Genomic DNA, 16,880 nt, shown 5'->3' with positions numbered 1-16,880 from the left:
GCTCGAAAACGGGTCGAGTTGCGACGTCATGTCACCACTCGGCGGAGGGGGTGGGCGGAGGGCGGAGCCCGGAGGGTGACGGCGGGAGGGGGAGGGCGGAGGGCGCCCGCTCAGGACGGCTGGACCGGGACCGGCTCCGTGTCGGGGATGGGGGAGGCGTCGCGGCCGCGGAGGTCGGGGTGGATGCGGTGCGCGAGGGCGGGGACGACGAAGCCCACGAGGGCGAAGGCCCCCGCCACCCAGAAGGCGCCGATCGCCCCGACACCGTCGATGAGGAAGCCGGCGAGGGCGGAGCCGAGCGCGGCGCCGATGAGCTGCCCGGTGCCCACCCAGCCGTAGGCCTCGGCGGTGTCGGAGAACTTGACGCTCGCCGAGACGATGGCGAAGAGCACAGCAAGGGCGGGCGCGATTCCGAGACCTGCGATCAGCAGCGTCAGCGACAGGCCCCACCACGACCACAGCATGAAGGTCGAGAGCACGACGCCGAGGAAGACGATGAGCATGCGGCGCGCGGTCGCCCACGGTCCGATGGGCACATGGCCGAACGCGAGGCCGCCGACGAGCGAGCCGAGCGACCAGATCGCGAGCACGATGCCGGCCAGCGGGGATCCCTCGCCGAAGGTGGCGACCACGCCCGCCTCGACGGCGGAGCACGAGCCGATGAGCAGGAAGCCGACGACGGTGGCGAGCAGCACCGGCGGACGCGCGAGCACGGTGCCGAACCGCCGCTTGCTGCGTGGGATGCGCACCCGCCCGACCTCGGGCGAGGAGATGAACCAGAACCCGCCTGCCAGCATGATCGCCACCGACATGAGGATTCCCTCGACGGTGCCGATCTGCGTCGAGACGAACGTGATCGCGACGGGCCCGGCGATCCAGATGATCTCCTGCGCGGACGCGTCGAGCGAGAACAGCGGGGTCAGCTGGCGGGAGTTGACCATCTTCGGATAGATCGTGCGGACGGCCGGCTGGATGGGCGGCATGCACAGACCGGCGAAGAAGGCGACGCCCATGGTCAGCGGGATGGGCATGACGAACAGCCCGATCGCGGCGACCGCGGCGGAGCACAGGAGAAGGGTCGTCCAGAGCACCACGCGCATCCCGAGCACACCCATCAGGCGGCTCGTCATGGGGCCGGCGATGGCCTGTCCGATGCTCATCGCGCCGAGGACGAGGCCGGCCGCCCCGTAAGAGTCGTGGATGCGCTCGATGTGGAGCAGGAACGCGAGCGACAGCATGCCGAACGGGAACCGCGCGGTGAGCTGAGCCGCGATGATCCGGGCGACGCCCGGTGTCTTCAGAAGGCTCGTGTAGCTGCTCACAATGGTCCACACTATCGGTCCGCGCCGACGTTCCGAGGGGCTCTCCACAGGGCGGCGTCCCCCTTCGCGGGGTGTGGAAACTGTGCATAAGTTCTCCCCACCTGTGGACGACACGCCCACTAGATGTGGGGGAGTGGAAATGTCGGACCCCCGCTATATAGTGGTCGAGCACAGAGAGCCGGTCAGCCTTCCGGGGATGTCCGAAGGCACGGTTCCGTGGGGATTTCCGCCGCTCACGCGGCACTTCTACGAGGGAGAGACAGTGGCAATCACAGTCGTGAAGCGCAACGGCGAGCGCGAGCCGTACGACGCCAACAAGATCAACCTGGCCATCGAGAACGCGGCCCAGGGTCTTGACGAGAACATCACGTGGGTGACGCAGATCGCGAGCGAGCTCGAGCTGACGCTGTTCGACGGCATCACGACGCAGCAGCTCGACGAGGCGGTCATCCAGGTCGCCCTCCAGAACGTCAAAGACGACCCGGCGTTCGACACCGTCGCCGCACGCCTCCTCCTCAAGACGATCTACAAGCGCGTGCTCGGCGACTACGAAGGTCACGACGAGCTCGTGCAGCTGCACGCCGAGCGCTTCCGCTCCTACATCGAGCGCGGCGTCGCCGAGACCCTGCTCGACGGCCGCTTCACCACGGCGTTCGACCTCGACCGCCTGGCCGGCTACCTCGACCCCTCCCGCGACGAGCTGCTGAAGTACATCGGCGTCGTCACCCTCAACAACCGCTACGGCATCAAGGCGCGCAACGGCGACTCCCTCGAGGTGCCGCAGTTCTTCTGGATGCGCATCGCGATGGGCCTCTCCCTCAACGAGGCCGACCCCACCAGCCACGCCATCGCGTTCTACGACAAGATGTCGAAGCTCGAGTACCTCGCTGCCGGCTCCACCCTCGTCAACGCGGGCACCGCATACCCGCAGCTCTCCAACTGCTTCGTCATGGAGATGCAGGACGACATCGAGCACATCGCCAAGAGCGTGCGCGACGTCATGTGGCTCACCAAGGGCACCGGCGGCATCGGCCTCTCGGTCACCAAGCTGCGTGCCCAGGGCTCGCCCATTCGCTCGAACAACACCACGAGCACCGGCCCGATCCCGTTCATGCACACCATCGACTCGGTGCTGCGCGCGGTCAGCCGCGGCGGAAAGAAGTTCGGCGCCCTCTGCTTCTACATGGAGAACTGGCACATGGACTTCCCGGAGTTCCTCGACCTCCGCCAGAACTCCGGCGACCCGTACCGCCGCACCCGCACCGCGAACACCGCGGTGTGGATCAGCGACGAGTTCATGAAGCGCGTGCAGAACGACGAGGACTGGTACCTCTTCGACCCGCTGGAGGTCGCCGACCTCAACGAGCTGTACGGCAAGGCCTTCTCGGAGCGCTACGCGCACTACGTCGCCGAGGCCGAGGCCGGAAACCTCAAGATGTTCAAGAAGATCAGCGCCCGCGCGCAGTTCAAGGACATCCTGATGAGCCTCCAGACCACCAGCCACCCGTGGCTGACCTGGAAGGACACGATCAACAACCGCGCCCTGAACAACAACACGGGCACGATCCACCTCTCCAACCTCTGCACCGAGATCACGCTGCCGCAGGACCGCGACAACGTGTCGGTCTGCAACCTGGCCTCCATCAACCTCACCCGCCACCTGATCGACGGGAAGATGGACTGGGAGCGCATCGAGGCGAGCGCCCGTCAGGCGGTCCGTCAGCTCGACAACCTGATCGACATCACGGTGTCGAGCGTCCCCGAGGCCGACTTCTCGAACCAGCAGAACCGCGCGATCGGCCTGGGCGTCATGGGCTTCACCGACGTCGTCGAGAAGCTCGGGCTCAGCTACGAGAGCGAGGAGGCGTACGCGCTGATCGACGAGATCATGGAGCACGTCTCGTACGCGGCCATCGACGAGAGCGCCGACCTGGCGCAGGAGCGCGGCGCGTACCCGAACTTCGAGGGCTCCCGCTGGTCGCAGGGTCTGGTGCCCTACGACTCGATCGCTCTCACCGAGGCCGACCGCGGCGTCCCGATCACGGTCGACCGCACCATCCGCCTCGACTGGGACCGCCTGCGCGAGAAGGTCAAGCGCGGCATGCGCAACGCGACGCTCATGGCCATCGCGCCGACCGCGTCCATCGGCCTCGTCGCCGGCACCACGCCCGGCTTCGACCCGCAGTTCTCGCAGATCTTCAGCCGCTCGACCTCGTCGGGCAAGTTCCTCGAGGTCAACCGCAACCTCGTCGAGACCCTGCAGGAGCGCGGGATCTGGCAGGACGTCCGCGAGGCGATCCTGCGGTCGCAGGGCGACATCCAGAACATCGCGGAGATCCCGGACGAGGTCAAGGAGACGTTCAAGACCAGCTTCCAGCTCTCGCCGTACGCCTTCATCGAGGTCGCGGCCCGCGCGCAGAAGTGGATCGACCAGGCGATCAGCCGCAACATGTACCTCGAGACCCGCGACCTCGGCGACATGATGGACATCTACTACGCGGCCTGGGAGAAGGGCGTCAAGACGACGTACTACCTCCACATGAAGCCGCGCCACCAGGCCGAGCAGTCGACGGTCAAGGTCAACAAGGCCGAGGAGATCTCGGGCGGCCGTAAGGGCTTCGCCACCGTCGGCGCCGGCGCGCCGGCCCCGGCCGCCGCTCCCGCCGTCACCGAGACGGCTCCGGCCGCCGCTCCCGCACGCCGTGGCTTTGGCTTCGGAGGCCTGACCGGGGGTGAGAACAAGTGAACAGCACCAAGGTCGAGGACTACTACGTGCCGGTCGACCCGATGGACGACCTGCAGTGCGAGTCCTGCCAGTAACCCGAACGCGACGCGCACAGAAGTAAGAGGAGACCAAGACGATGGGGATTCTGGGTACCGGAATCGAAGAGGGCCTGCTGCTCAAGCCCGTCAAGTACCAGTGGGCGATGGACCTGTACGACCAGGCCGTGGCGAACACGTGGTTCCCGAACGAGATCCAGCTCGGCGAGGACATCGCCGACTTCAAGCGGATGACGGACGAGGAGCGCCACGCGGTCACGTTCCTGATGAGCTACTTCAACCCGAACGAGCTGCTCGTCAACAAGGCGCTGGCCTTCGGCGTGTACCCCTACATCAACGCTGCCGAGGCGCACCTCTACCTCGCCAAGCAGATGTGGGAGGAGGCCAACCACTGCATGTCGTTCGAGTACGTCCTCGAGACGTTCCCGATCGACCGCGAGCAGGCCTACAACTCCCACGTCGACGTGCCGTCGATGGCGCGCAAGGAGGAGTTCGAGGTCAGCTTCATCAAGCGGATGACGGAGCAGACGCTCGACATCACCACCACCGAAGGCAAGCAGGACTTCATCCGCAACCTGGTGGCGTACAACGTCATCCTCGAGGGGATCTGGTTCTACTCGGGCTTCATGGTGGCGCTCTCGTTCCGCCAGCGGAACCTGCTGCGCAACTTCGGTTCGCTGATCGACTGGGTGGTTCGCGACGAGTCGCTGCACCTCAAGTTCGGCATCAACCTCATCCTCACGGTGCTGGAGGAGAATCCCGACCTGCAGACGCCGGAGTTCGCCGCCGAGATCCGCCAGATGATCCTCGATGCCGTCGAGATGGAGGAGCAGTACAACCGCGACCTCCTGCCGGGCGGCATCCTGGGGCTGAACGCCAACTACATCAACCAGTACGTGCGCTACCTGGCCGACCGCCGCCTGGAGGAGCTGGGCTTCGGGGCCGAGTACAAGGTCTCGAACCCGGCCAAGTGGATGGCGACGGCGAACGACACGCTGGAGCTGGTGAACTTCTTCGAGTCCACCAACACCTCCTACGAGTCGAACGCCAAGGCGTCCACCGGGCGCTGATCCCGCTGGGCGCTGAACGAATGACGACGGAGTTCCCTCCGCTGATCACCGCCGCCGCGCTGGACGTCGCTCTCGGGGCCGAATCCCTGTGGAGCGGCGCCGGCGGGCGGCGTTCGTCGTGGCGCGTGCTCGATGTGCGCTGGAAGCTGGGCGGTCCGCCTGGCCGCGAGGAGTACGAGCGCGGGCACATCCCGGGCGCCGTGTACGTCGACCTCGACACCGAGCTCGCCGGCCACGGCGCGCCCACCGACGGGCGGCATCCACTGCCCGACGAGGCGGACTTCCAGGAGGCGGCCCGCAGCTGGGGACTGAACGACGGCGACTCGGTCGTGGTCTACGACGATGTCTCCGGCACATCCGCCTCCCGTGCGTGGTGGCTGCTGCGCCACGGCGGGGTCCGAGACGTCCGCGTGCTCGACGGCGGTCTGGCGGCCTGGCGCGCCTTCGGCCGGCCCCTCGAGACCGGCGCCCGGCTGCACGCGCCCGGCAGCATCCAGCTGCGGTTCGGCACCCTTCCCACGATCGACGGCGATGCAGCCGCGGCCCTCGCCGCCGAGGGCGTCCTGCTCGATGCTCGCGCGGCCGAGCGCTTCCGCGGCGAGATCGAGCCGGTGGATCCGCGTCCCGGCCACATCCCGGGTGCGGTCAGCGCACCCACCACGGACAACCTCGACGACGACGGCCGGATGCTGCCGCCCGAGGTCCTCCGGCAGCGGTTCGAAGCGCTCGGCATCGACGCCGGCACCGCGGTCGGTGTGTACTGCGGCTCCGGCGTGACCGCCGCCCACGAGGCGCTCGCTCTGGTGACGGCCGGCCTGCCGATGCCGTCGCTGTACGCGGGCTCCTACTCCGCCTGGTCGAACGACCCGACGCGCCCGGTGGCGACCGGAAACCGATAAGCAAACGAGACCGAGCGCCCGCCGGCCGGGATCAGCGGCCGATTCGCAGCGGCAGAGCCACCGACGCACGGATTCCGCTGCCGAATCGCCCGAAACCTGTCGGAAACGTCCGCGAAAAACGCCGTTCCCTGCGCGAATTAGTGTTGAGGGGCGGCCACGCCGCTGGGGTATCCTCCCCTTACCGTGCAATACGCATCGACACATTCCTGCACCAGGAAGAAGGACAACGACAACATGCGCATCCGTACCGCGGCTCCCATCGCCGCCGTCGTCGCCGTTGCAGCGCTCGCGCTCACCGGCTGCGTCGACAACTCCACCCCGTCCTCCAGCTCAACGTCGAGCGCCGCGGCGGACGTGAAGAAGGACGACACCCTCGCCGGGCAGCTGCCCCAGAAGATCAAGGACGCCGGCAAGCTGACCGTCGGCATGGACAACACCTACCCGCCGAACGAGTTCAAGGACGACAACGGTCAGCCCGTCGGCTGGGAGGTCGACCTCACCAAGGCGATCGCCGCCAAGCTGGGTGTGAAGGCGGACTTCGCGATCGCGAAGTTCGACAACATCATCCCCAGCGTGACCGGCGGCAAGGACGACTTCGGCATGTCGTCCTTCACCGACACCACCGAGCGCGAGCAGCAGGTCGACTTCGTCAACTACTACTCGGCCGGCATCCTCTGGGCCTCCCAGAAGGGCAAGAACATCGACCCGGACAACGCGTGCGGGCTGAAGGTCGCCGTCCAGTCGACCACGTACGAGGACACCGACGAGGTGCCCGCGAAGTCGAAGAAGTGCACGGACGCGGGCAAGCCCGCCATCCAGGCCCTCCGCTACGACACCCAGGATGACGCGACCAACGCCGTCATCCTCGGTAAGGCGGACGCCCTCAGCGCCGACTCGCCCGTCACCCTGTACGCGATCTCGAAGTCGCAGGGCAAGCTCCAGGAGGCCGGCAAGACCTTCGACGAGGCGCCCTACGGGCTCCCGGTCCAGAAGGGCTCGAAGCTCGGCCCGGTGCTGCAGAAGGCGGTCCAGGCGCTCATCGACGACGGCACGTACAAGAAGATCCTCGACAAGTGGGGCGTCGCCGACGGCGCCGTCGACAAGGCCGACTTCAACGCGGCCTCGAAGGGCTGACCTTCATGTCCCAGGGCAACACCGCTCGGCCGGCGACGGGATCCATCCCGTCGCCGGCCGGCACCCGTTCCGAACCGATCAAGGCGATCAAGCTCAGGCACCCCTGGCGCATCGTCTTCGCGGTCATCCTGATCCTCATCGTCGTCTGGTTCGTCATCGACGCGTCCCAGCGATCCGCGTACGGCTGGCAGTACGTCGGCAAGTACGTCTTCGACAAGCGCATCAGTGCGGCTGCGCTCGTGACCCTCGAACTCACCGTCCTCTCGATGATCATCGGCGTCATCCTGGGCCTGATCCTCGCGGTCATGCGGCAGTCGCCGAACCCCGTCGTGAAATCCGTCGCGTGGGTCTACCTGTGGGTCTTCCGCGGGACGCCGGTCTACGTGCAGCTGGTCTTCTGGGGCCTGTTCTCGCTGATCTACCCGCAGATATTCCTCGGCGTGCCGTGGACGCAGATCGGGTTCGACGTGAACCTCGGCTTCATGCAGAACGCGTTCATCATCGCCGTCATCGGACTCGCGCTGAACGAGGCCGCGTACATGGCGGAGATCGTGCGCGCCGGCCTGCTCTCGGTCGACAAGGGCCAAGAGGAGGCGGCGACCGCGCTCGGCATGTCGTGGGGCCAGACCATGGGCCGCATCGTGATCCCGCAGGCCATGCGCGTCATCATCCCGCCGACCGGCAACGAGGTCATCTCGATGCTGAAGACCACCTCGCTGGTGGCGGCCATCCCGCTGACCACGGACCTCTACGGTGTCGCGCGCGACATCTCGGCGGTCACGTACACGCCCATCCCGCTGCTGATCGTGGCGTCGCTCTGGTACCTGCTGTTCACATCGCTGTTGATGGTCGGGCAGTACTTCCTGGAGAAGCGGTTCTCGCGCGGCGTGAACGCGCGCCGCCCCGACCGCAACGAAGCCGCTCTGGCGACGGGCGCGCTGCCGGCCGCCGGCGCCCCAGATGGAAACGACCTCGGAGGCAAGGGATGACCGACACGAGAACTCCGATGGTGCTCGCCGAGGGCGTCTCGAAGAGCTTCGGCTCGAACGAGGTGCTCAAGAGCATCGACCTGAAGGTGAATCCGGGCGAGGTGCTCTGCATCATCGGCCCCTCGGGATCCGGCAAGTCGACGTTCCTGCGCTGCATCAACCACCTCGAGCGTGTGGATGCCGGCCGGCTCTCCGTCGACGGCGAGGTCGTCGGCTATCGCCAGCACGGTGACAAGCTGTACGAGCTGAAGCCGAAGGAGGCCGCGCGCCAGCGCCGCGAGATCGGGATGGTGTTCCAGCGCTTCAACCTGTTCCCGCACATGACGGCGCTGGAGAACATCATCGAGGCGCCCATCCGCGTGAAGGGTCTCTCGAAGACGAAGGCCGTCGAGCGTGCGAACGAGCTGCTCGCGCGCGTCGGACTCTCCGACAAGGGCGACCACTACCCGTCGCAGCTGTCCGGCGGACAGCAGCAGCGCGTCGCGATCGCCCGGGCGCTGGCCATGGACCCGAAGCTGATGCTGTTCGACGAGCCCACCTCGGCGCTCGACCCGGAGCTCGTCGGCGAGGTGCTCGACGTGATGAAGGGCCTGGCCGCGAGCGGCATGACGATGGTCGTCGTGACCCACGAGATGGGTTTCGCCCGCGAGGTCGCGGACGAGCTGGTCTTCATGGACGGCGGCGTCGTCGTCGAGGCCGGCGACCCGCGCGAGGTGCTCGGCAACCCGCAGCACCAGCGCACGCAGGCCTTCCTCTCGAAGGTGCTCTAACCGCACGCGGATCGCGCGAGGAGCGGGCGTCGGCCGTCTGACACAATCGTCGGATGGACACCGACGCCCGCTCCTCCCGTCCCGTCATGTTCGTGACCGGTGCCAGCCGGCCGGAGTCGATCGGCGCGGCCATCGCGCGCAATCAGGCGTCCCTGGGCTGGGATGTGGCGTTCGCATTCTGGGACGACTACGACGCTTCGATGCCGTGGGGCGCGCACGAACGCGCGCACGACGCCTTCGCCGACGAACTGCGTGCGCTGGGCGCCCGCGCGCTCCCGGTCGCGGTGGACCTGTCGCATCCGGAGTCGCCGGCGTTCGCGCTCGAACGGATCCGGGCCGCTCTCGGGCCGGTTCAGGCGCTGGTCGCCAGTCACGCGCACTCCGTCGACAGCGGGCTGCTCGACACGAGCGTCGAGGCGTTCGACGCGCACTTCGCGGTCAACACGCGGGGTACGTGGCTGCTCATCAAGGCGTTCGCCGAGCAGTTCCCGTCCGCCGCGTCCGGACTCGGCCGCATCGTCGCCCTCACCAGCGACCACACGGCGCACAACGTCCCGTACGGCGCGAGCAAGGGCGCGCTCGACCGCATCGTGAAGGCCGCGGCCGTCGAGCTTGCGCACCTCGGGATCACGGCGAACCTCATCAACCCCGGCCCGATCGACACGGGCTGGATGACGCCCGACCTCGCCGAGTCGCTGGCCGCCGAGACCGCGCTCGGCCGTCTCGGCCGGCCGCAGGACACCGCCGACCTCGTCGCCTTCCTGCTGTCCGCATCCGGCGGCTGGATCACCGGGCAGCTCCTGCACTCCAACGGTGGCTTCCACCTCGGGATCTAGCCCTCAACCGCGCGCCGCCCCCGCCGTCGAGTCCGCGAAGTTTGCACACGACCCGCCGGTCGAGCGTGCAAACTTCGCGTACTCGACGGTGGGGGATGCCGAAAGGGGATCAGCCGGCGAGGACCTTGCGGATGCGGGGGAGCGAGACGGTCTCGGCGGTGCCCAGCGACTGGGCGAACAGCGAGACGCGGAACTCCTCGAGCATCCACCGGGCGTGCACGAGGGCGGGTGACGAATCCGGTGCCAGAGGGATGCGGCCGCCGGCGTCCGTGTACATCGCGACCGCGGTCTCCACCTGCGTCTGCCACGCGCGATCGCGGCCGGGGTTGGTCGGCAGCGCCTGCATCCGCTGCGAGATGCCGGCGAGGTAGCGCGGCAGGTGCCGCAACTGCTCCAACCCGGTCGCCGACACGAAGCCCGGCCCCTTCCCGGTAGCCCAGACGAGTCCGGCCAGCTGCCCCTTCGCGTCGTTGAGTGCCGCGAGATACGTGAGCGCGGTCACCCCCGAGATCGACTTCTCCGCGGCGCGGGCGGCGGTGAGGATGCGCGTCACCAGCGCGACCGTCTCGAACATCGCATCCATCACGATCCCGGAGACGCGGTCGCGGACCGCCTCGAACTCCGCCCGCATGAAGACCTGCCCGTCTGGCTTCATGCGGTACAGCACCGAGTCGACGACCGCGAGCAGGCAGTCGTCGAACAGGGCCTTCGTGTTGGCGTAGGGGCTGGCTGCGAGTGTCAGCTTCTCGTTCGAGGTGAGGTGCTGCTGCACGTAGGCGACGGGCGACGGGATGCTCGCGAGCAGCAGCCGCCGTACCCCGCCGGGCATCGCGCGCGCCTGTTCCGCGGGCGTTCCCATGAGGCGGATGCTGACCGAGGTCCCGTCGTCGACCAGCGCCGGGTAGGCGCGGATGACGTTCTTCGTGCCGCCCGGCCCGGTGTGCGTGGAGTCGACGAACCGGGGAAGCTCCTCGAGGTCCCAGGTCGTGAGGCCGGAACGCTCGATCGCGTTGGGTGTTCGCGCCTCGGCGACGGCGGCGACGGAGTCGCGGGCCCGGGACCGGAGGCGGTCCTGCAGCGCGGCGAGGTCCTTGCCGCTCGCCATCGGCCGGCCGCGCTCGCCGACCACCTGGAACGTCGGCCGGAGGTGCGGCGGAAGCCGGTCGAGGTCGAAGTCCGTGCCGCTGACCCGCGACCCGGTGAGGCGGGAGATCGTCGCGGCGAGGGTGTCCACGAGGGAGCCGGCCGGGCGCTCGCCCTCGTGCGCGCGCATCCCCGCGGTTCCGGCCAGCTCGCCGAGCAGGCGCTGGGCCCAGTCGGCGGCGGGCACGACCTGGCGGCGGATCGCCTTCGGCAACGACTTGATCAGCGCGGTCACGAGCTCGTGGCGGAGGCCGGGCACCTGCCAGTCGAAGCCGTCGGGGAGCAGCCCGGCGAGCAGCGGGAGCGGCACCTGCACGGTCACGCCGTCGTCCTCCGCGCCCGGCTCGAACCGGTAGCGCAGCGTGAGGCGCTGGTCGCCCTGCCGCCAGACCGGCGGGAACGCCTCCTCGTCGACCTCCGCCGCATCCTCGTCGAGCAGCGCCTCCGGCGTCATGGTCAGGAGGTCCGGGGTCTCCTGTCGCGCCTTCTTCCACCAGCCCTCGAACGAGCGGGTCGACACGACGTCCGCCGGGATGCGCCGGTCGTAGAACTCGAAGACCGCCTCGTCGTCGTTCAGGATGTCGCGGCGCCGCGTCCGCTCCTCCAGCTCGCGCAGCTCGGCTCGCAGCTTCCTGTTGGCGCGGTCGAACGCCTGGTGCGAGTCCCACTCGCCGTCCACGAGCGCGTGCCGGATGAACAGCTCGCGCGACAGCTCGGCGTCGATGCGGGCGTACTGCACCCGGCGTCGCGGGATGATGGGGACGCCGAACAGCGTCACCCGCTCGTACGCGACGACCGAGCCCTGGTTCTTCTCCCAGTGCGGCTCGCTGTACTGCCGCTTGCACAGGTCGCCCGCGATCGGCTCGGCCCAGGCGGGATCGATGGAGGCGTTCATGCGCGCGAACAGGCGGGACGTCTCCACGAGTTCCGCGCTCATCACCGCGTTCGGCTGCTTCTTGGCGAGCGTCGAGCCGGGGAAGATCACGAAGCGGGTCTGGCGGGCGCCCAAGTACTCCGACTGGCGGGAGCGCGGGCCGCTCTTGGCACCGGCGCCGCCGCGCGGGTTCGAACCGGTGTCGCGCGCATCCTTCAGCCCGATGTGCGAGAGCAGCCCGGCGAGCAGCGAGCGGTGGATGCCGTCGGGGTCGATCGACGGGTCGCCGATCGTCAGCCCGAGCGGCTTCGCGAGCTGCCGGAGCTGGCGGTAGACGTCCTGCCATTCGCGCACCCGGAGGAAGTTGAGATACTCCGCCTTGCACAGGCGGCGGAAGGCGCTGGAGGAGAGCTCGCGCTGCTGCTCCTCCAGGTAATTCCAGAGGTTGAGCAGGGTGAGGAAGTCGCTGGTCGGGTCGGCGAAGCGGGCGTGCTTCTCGTCGGCGCTGCCGCGCTTCTCGACGGGACGCTCGCGCGGATCCTGGATGGTGAGCCCGGCCACGATCGCCATCACCTCGCGCGAGGTGTTGTGCCGCTTGGACTCGACCACCATGCGGGCGAAGCGCGGATCGATCGGCAGCTGCGCGAGCTGCCGGCCCACCGGGGTGAGCTTCGTGCTCTCCTTCGCCGCGGTGATCGCGCCGAGCTCCGTCAGCAGGTCCAGGCCGTCCTTGATCCCGCGGGAGTCGGGCGGGGTGAGGAACGGGAACGCCGCGATGTCGCCGAGACCGAGCGAGATCATCTGCAGGATGACGGCCGCCAGATTGGTGCGCAGGATCTCGGGCTCCGTGAACTCCGGCCGCTTCTCGAAGTCCTCCTCGGAGTACAGGCGGATGGCGATGCCGTCGCTCGTGCGGCCCGACCGACCCGAGCGCTGATTGGCACTGGCCTGCGAGATCGCCTCGATCGGGAGGCGCTGCACCTTCGCGCGCACGCTGTAGCGGCTGATGCGCGCGGTCCCCGCATCCACCACGTACTTGATGCCGGGGACGGTGAGGCTGGTCTCGGCGACGTTCGTCGCGAGGACGACCCGGCGGCGCACGCCCGCCAGCGTCGACGGCTGGAACACCTTGTGCTGCTCGGCTGCGGACAGCCGGCCGTAGAGGGGGAGCACCTCGGTTCCGGGCAGATTGCGGCCGCGGATGGCGTCGGCCGCGTCCCGGATCTCGTTCTCGCCGGAGAGGAACACGAGCACGTCGCCGCGGTCCTCCCGGGCGAGTTCGTCGAGCGCGTCGTTGATGCCCTGCAGGTAGTCGCGGTCGGCGGCGGGCACCGGATCCGGATCCTCGTCGTCCTCCTCCATCACCTCGGCGACCAGCGGCCGATAGCGGATCTCGACCGGATAGGTGCGGCCGGAGACCTCGACGATGGGGGCGGGGGTCCCGTCGGCGGACGCGAAGTGCTCGGCGAAGCTCTGCGGGTCGATGGTCGCGGAGGTGATGATGAGCTTGAGGTCGGGACGCTTCGGCAGCAGCTGCTTGAGGTACCCGAGCAGGAAGTCGATGTTGAGGCTGCGCTCGTGCGCCTCGTCGATGATGATCGTGTCGTAGGCGCGCAGCATCCGGTCGCGCCGCAGCTCGTTGAGCAGGACGCCGTCGGTCATCAGCTTGATGCGCGTCGCCTTCGACACACGGTCGGTGAAGCGCACCTGGTAGCCGACCAGTTCGCCGACCGACTGCCCGAGCTCCTTGGCGATGCGCTCGGCGATCGTGCGGGCCGCGAGGCGCCGCGGCTGGGTGTGCCCGATGCTTGTGCGGCCGAGCTCCAGCGCGATCTTCGGCAGCTGCGTCGTCTTGCCGGAACCGGTCGCGCCCGCGACGATCACGACCTGGTTGTCGCGGATGGCGTCGGCGATCTCGTCCCGCATGCCGCTGACGGGCAGCTCGGGCGGGAAGACGATGCGGGGGAGGGTGTCGGCGGAAGACATGAGCCTTCCATTCTATCGGCGCACCGACCCCGACCGGGGGCGTTGCTCCGCGACCGCGCGTGACGTAGGTTCGCATCAACCCGGATCGGTTCCGGCGTCGATGGAGACGAGGAGAACCCATGAGTCACGGCTATGCCACCATGTCGGTGGCGAGCATCCTGGCGGAGACGGCGCATCGGCTGCCGGACAACGTCGCGCTGATCTTCGCCGGACAGGAGATCCGCTACGGCGAGCTGTGGGATCAGACGCGCGCGTACGCGGGAGCCCTGCGCGACCTCGGGGTGGAAGCGGGCGACAAGGTGGCCCTCATGCTGCCGAACGTTCCGGACTTCCCGCGCTCGTACTACGCCGTGCTCGCGCTGGGCGCCGTGGTGGTGCCCGTCCACGCGCTGCTGAAGGCGGAGGAGATCGCGTACGTGCTGCGCGACTCGGGCGCCTCCGTGCTGATCTGCGCGGCGCCGCTGCTCGGGGAGGGCGCGCGCGGTGCCGGGCTCGCCGGCATCCCGACGCTCTCGGTCCTGGTGCCGGACGAGATGTACGAGCAGGCGCCGTTCCCGCGGCTGGAGGAGCTCGCCGAGTCTGCCGAGCCGATCGACACGTACGTGCCGCGGGACCCGCTCGACACGGCGACGATCCTGTACACGAGCGGCACGACGGGCAAGCCGAAGGGCGCCGAGGGATGCCACTTCTCGCTGATCGAGCAGGTGAACGTGCTGCTCGCCGGCACGCTCGACCTCACTCCGGAGGACCGCATCCTGGGCTGCCTTCCGCTGTTCCACACCTTCGGGCAGACCTGCGTGATGAACATGGGTTTCCGCGCGGGCGCGGCCGTCGTGCTCGTGCCGAAGTTCGACGGCGCGACGGCGCTGCAGCTGCTCAACCAGCACGCCTGCACGATCATGACCGGCGTGCCGACGATGTACATCGCGCTGCTGGAGGCGGCGAAGACGAATCCGGACCGCCCGCCCCTCCGGTACGGCATGAGCGGCGGCGCGGCGATCCCCGTCGCCGTCATCGAGCGGATGAAGGAGGTGTACGGCATCGACGTGCACGAGGGATACGGCCTCACCGAGACGTCGCCCGTCGCCTCGTTCAATCACCGGGGCCGGCCGACGCGCGTCGGGACCGTGGGCACGCCGATCTGGGGCGTGGATGTGGAGATCGCCGACCCGGAGCTCGACGACCGCATCGAGCTGCTGCCCCGCGGCGAGCTCGGCGAGATCGTGGTGCGCGGCCACAACCTGATGAAGGGCTACCTCAACCTTCCGGAGGCGAACGCCGAGGCGGTGGTGGACGGCTGGTTCCGCACCGGCGACCTGGGCACCAAGAGCGACGACGACTACATCACGATCGTCGACCGCAAGAAGGACATGATCGTCCGCAACGGCTACAACGTGTACCCGCGCGAGGTGGAGGAGGTGCTGTCCGCGCATCCCGCGGTCGCCATGGTCGCCGTCTTCGGCGTCGCGCACGACACGCATGGGCAGGAGATCGTGGCGGCGGTGACGCTGATGCCCGGCGGCGAGGCGCGGGGCGAGGAGCTGATCGCCTTCGTGCAGGAGAAGGTCGCGGCCTACAAGTACCCGCGCCGGGTCGAGATCCTGGAGGTGCTTCCGCTGGGGCCGAGCGGCAAGGTGCTGAAGCGCGAGCTGGTGGCCTGGTTCGAGGGCGAACAGGCGCAGGCCCCGGAGACGGCGGCCACCTCCTGACGCTGGTACCGTGGCGGATATGGTTGCAAACGCAAATACTCCGCTTCTGACCCTGAACAACGGGACGACCATCCCGCAGCTCGGCTTCGGCGTCTTCAAGGTCGACCCGGCCGAGACGACCCGCATCGTCACCGACGCGCTCGAGGTCGGCTACCGCCACATCGACACCGCCGCGATCTACGGCAACGAGGAGGGCGTCGGCCGCGCGATCGCCGATTCCGGTATCCCGCGCGACGAGCTGTTCGTCACCACCAAGCTGTGGAACGACCGCCAGACCGACGCCCAGAACGCGTTCGACGAGTCCCTCGGCAAGCTGGGCCTCGACTACGTGGACCTGTACCTCATCCACTGGCCGACGCCGCAGAAGGACACCTTCGTCGAGGCCTGGAAGTCGCTCGAGAAGATCTACGCATCCGGCCGGGCGAAGGCGATCGGCGTCTCCAACTTCCTGGTCCCGCACCTGCAGAAGCTGCTGGCCGAGACGGATGTGGTGCCCGCGGTCAACCAGATCGAGTTGCACCCCGCGCACCAGCAGCCGGAGGTGACCGCCTTCTCCCGCGAGCACGGCATCGAGATCGAGGCGTGGGGGCCGCTCGGCCAGGGCAAGTACCCGCTGTTCGAGACGCCGGAGGTGGCGCAAGCCGCCGAGGCGCACGGCAAGACGCCGGCGCAGGTCGTCATCCGGTGGCACCTGCAGACCGGGAACATCGTGTTCCCCAAGTCGAACCGGCGTGAGCGCATGGCCGAGAACTTCGACGTCTTCGGCTTCGAGCTGACGGCCGACGAGGTGTCCGCCATCTCATCCCTCGAGCGTGAGGGACGGGTCAGCGCCCACCCGGACGAGGTCAACTGACAGCTCGCCCCATCTGCGGGTGATCGGCCGGGGCCTGCGGCGCACGGGTGTCGCAGGCCCCGGCTAGGCTCGTGATGTGCGGATCACGTCGGTCACCGGGAAGATCACCTACATCGTCGGTGTCTTCGCGCTCATCCTCGTGCTCAACGTCTTCGTGTTCGCGCGCTTCCTCAACCCGACCTTCGACGTGCTGATCGTGGCGGTGCTGAACGTCGCCTACGTCATCGTGGGTGTGCGCATCTTCCGCGGGGCGGGCGAGAACCGGTCGGATCCGCGCGCGTGGTGGCGCGCCACCGCCCGGCCCGCCGCCGGGTTCTGGATCGGCGGGCTGCTCGGCGTCCTCGCCTTCATCTCGGGGGTCGGCGCGTTCGCGAGCGACGCGGAGGACGCGTTCGTCCCCGCGATCGCGTGCCTCAGCTACGCGGCGCTGGCCGCCTTCTACCTGAACTCCTCCATCCGCCTGCAGGGGATGGACATCGCGGGCTGAGCCCTGGTCTGGCGGGCGTCACCGGGG

12 protein-coding genes are annotated in these 16,880 nt (G+C 68.6%); 10 read left to right on the top strand and 2 right to left on the bottom strand.

Annotated elements, in window-relative coordinates; genetic code table 11:
* Nucleotides 1-110 precede the first annotated feature (110 nt).
* Nucleotides 111-1,322, bottom strand: a complete 1,212-nt coding sequence (locus tag ACQ86M_RS09600) for an MFS transporter (RefSeq protein WP_431218482.1) — start codon at nt 1,320-1,322, stop codon at nt 111-113.
* Nucleotides 1,323-1,584: 262 nt separating this feature from the next.
* Between ACQ86M_RS09600 and ACQ86M_RS09595 the strand changes: the two genes are divergently transcribed.
* From ACQ86M_RS09595 to ACQ86M_RS09565, 7 genes are all read left to right on the top strand, one after another.
* Nucleotides 1,585-4,068, top strand: coding sequence for a ribonucleoside-diphosphate reductase subunit alpha (locus tag ACQ86M_RS09595; protein ID WP_431245273.1), 2,484 nt, complete (start codon nt 1,585-1,587; stop codon nt 4,066-4,068).
* Nucleotides 4,069-4,183: 115 nt separating this feature from the next.
* Nucleotides 4,184-5,173, top strand: coding sequence for a ribonucleotide-diphosphate reductase subunit beta (locus ACQ86M_RS09590; RefSeq protein ID WP_431245272.1), 990 nt, complete (start codon nt 4,184-4,186; stop codon nt 5,171-5,173).
* 20 nt (nt 5,174-5,193) lie between these two features.
* A complete protein-coding gene (locus ACQ86M_RS09585; protein WP_431245271.1) occupies nt 5,194-6,072 on the top strand; it encodes a sulfurtransferase in 879 nt (292 codons plus the stop codon).
* A 234-nt stretch (nt 6,073-6,306) separates the two neighbouring features.
* Nucleotides 6,307-7,206: an ABC transporter substrate-binding protein gene (locus tag ACQ86M_RS09580; protein ID WP_431218478.1), complete on the top strand. Its 900-nt coding sequence runs from the start codon at nt 6,307-6,309 to the stop codon at nt 7,204-7,206.
* Nucleotides 7,207-7,211: 5 nt separating this feature from the next.
* Nucleotides 7,212-8,195: an amino acid ABC transporter permease gene (locus ACQ86M_RS09575; protein WP_431245270.1), complete on the top strand. Its 984-nt coding sequence runs from the start codon at nt 7,212-7,214 to the stop codon at nt 8,193-8,195.
* The gene (locus ACQ86M_RS09570) at nt 8,192-8,965 is read left to right on the top strand and encodes an amino acid ABC transporter ATP-binding protein (protein WP_431245269.1); all 774 of its coding nucleotides are present in this window, start codon (nt 8,192-8,194) and stop codon (nt 8,963-8,965) included. The genes ACQ86M_RS09575 and ACQ86M_RS09570 overlap by 4 nt, the downstream gene beginning before the upstream one ends.
* 53 nt (nt 8,966-9,018) lie before the next feature.
* Nucleotides 9,019-9,801 carry an SDR family oxidoreductase gene (locus tag ACQ86M_RS09565; RefSeq protein WP_431245268.1) on the top strand — a complete coding sequence of 261 codons (783 nt, stop codon included), beginning with the start codon at nt 9,019-9,021 and terminating at the stop codon, nt 9,799-9,801.
* A gap of 109 nt (nt 9,802-9,910) precedes the next feature.
* On the opposite strand, the gene hrpA is transcribed toward ACQ86M_RS09565, so the two are convergent.
* Complete coding sequence (gene hrpA, locus ACQ86M_RS09560) at nt 9,911-13,804, bottom strand: ATP-dependent RNA helicase HrpA (RefSeq protein WP_431245267.1); 3,894 nt, start codon at nt 13,802-13,804, stop codon at nt 9,911-9,913.
* Between the two features lie 119 nt (nt 13,805-13,923).
* Between hrpA and ACQ86M_RS09555 the strand changes: the two genes are divergently transcribed.
* The 3 genes from ACQ86M_RS09555 (at nt 13,924) to ACQ86M_RS09545 (ending at nt 16,853) form a co-directional block, all read left to right on the top strand.
* On the top strand, nt 13,924-15,513 hold the full coding sequence (locus ACQ86M_RS09555) for a long-chain-fatty-acid--CoA ligase (protein WP_431245266.1): 1,590 nt from the start codon (nt 13,924-13,926) through the stop codon (nt 15,511-15,513).
* Between the two features lie 19 nt (nt 15,514-15,532).
* Nucleotides 15,533-16,366, top strand: coding sequence for an aldo/keto reductase (locus ACQ86M_RS09550; RefSeq protein ID WP_431245265.1), 834 nt, complete (start codon nt 15,533-15,535; stop codon nt 16,364-16,366).
* 76 nt (nt 16,367-16,442) lie between these two features.
* Nucleotides 16,443-16,853, top strand: coding sequence for a hypothetical protein (locus ACQ86M_RS09545; RefSeq protein WP_431245264.1), 411 nt, complete (start codon nt 16,443-16,445; stop codon nt 16,851-16,853).
* Nucleotides 16,854-16,880: the final 27 nt, after the last annotated feature.

The sequence above is a fragment of the Leifsonia xyli subsp. cynodontis genome (assembly GCF_050632205.1).
GTDB lineage: Bacteria > Actinomycetota > Actinomycetes > Actinomycetales > Microbacteriaceae > Leifsonia > Leifsonia xyli_D.
The sequence above is the reverse complement of the archived record's forward strand: the minus strand, read 5'-3'. Positions and strand labels throughout refer to the sequence as shown.